This is a genomic window from Xanthomonas sp. SHU 308 (genome assembly GCF_000364645.1).
Taxonomy (GTDB): domain Bacteria; phylum Pseudomonadota; class Gammaproteobacteria; order Xanthomonadales; family Xanthomonadaceae; genus Xanthomonas_A; species Xanthomonas_A sontii.
This window is the reverse complement of record NZ_AQOK01000553.1, coordinates 1-1,074: the sequence shown is the minus strand read 5'-3', so window position 1 is coordinate 1,074 and position 1,074 is coordinate 1. Positions and strand designations below refer to the sequence as shown.

The following is a 1,074-nucleotide window of genomic DNA, read 5'->3' as shown; positions in this document are numbered from 1 at the left end:
CCGCCGAGCCCGCCACCACCGACCCGGTGGTGCTGCGCGTCGGCGCGCAGCAGTTCACCGCCAGCGAATACCGCGCCCTGGCCGGCGACGCCACGCGTGGTGCTGCCGGCATCGACGATGACTCGGTGGTGCGCCGTTTCGCCGACCGCGCCATCCTGCTCGACCAGGCCCGGCAGCAGCACCTGCAGGACGACCCGGTGGTGGCCGCGCGCCTGCGCCGCGCCGCCGACGCGATCCTGGCCGAGGCCGCGCAGGCACGGCTCAGCGCCGACGCGCACATCGACGAGGCGATGCTGCGCCGGCAGTTCGCCGCGCATCCGGACGACTACACCGAATATCACCTGCGCCATCTGTTCGTCGCCCTGCATCCGCAGGGCGGGCCGCGCAGCGGGCACACCCTGACCGAGGCGCAGGCTCTGCAGCGCGCCGAAGCGCTCAAGCGCCAGCTCGACGGCGGCGCCGATTTCGCCACGCTGGCGATGCGCGAATCCGACGACACCGCCACCGCCGGCGAGGGCGGGCAGTTGTCGCCGACCTTCGGCCGCTACCTGGCCGACGCGTTCGACGCGCCGATCCGCCAGCTCGCGGTGGAACAGGTCTCCGCGCCAGTGCGCGGCCCCGACGGCTACCACCTGATCCGGCTCGATGCGAAGACCGCGGCGCGCTTCGACGCGGTGCGCGGGCAGATCGACCTGCAACTGCGCGAGCAGGCGGCGGCCGACGCCATGCAGCGCCTGCGCCAGGCGCAGCCGATGGCGTTCGACCGCGACGCCTACACCGCCGCGGCGCACTGAGCATGGCGGCGATGCGGTGCCCGCTGTGTTGGTTCGCCGGCGCTGTGGTCGTGGGAATGGTCGCGCTCGCGGCGAAGCTGATGCCGCCGACGGCCGCACCCGCCGTTGCCGCGAGCAAGGTGCAGGCAACGGCGCTACCGCGCTCGGCAGCACCGTCGCCGTTGGCGGTGTCCGCGACCACGCCGCCCGATGCGGCGCTGGCGGCCGGCGCCAGCGAGGCGCAGCGTCTGACCGCCACCGCGCTGTTGGCGCTGGATTGCCGGCAGCGCGCGCAGGCGCC

At 74.8% G+C, this 1,074-nt stretch carries 1 protein-coding gene; it reads left to right on the top strand.

The annotated features are described in order from the left end of the window. Nucleotides 1-794, top strand: a 794-nt coding sequence (locus D588_RS0116340) for a peptidylprolyl isomerase (protein WP_017916738.1), incomplete at its 5' end; no start/stop codon positions are given. Nucleotides 795-1,074: the final 280 nt, after the last annotated feature.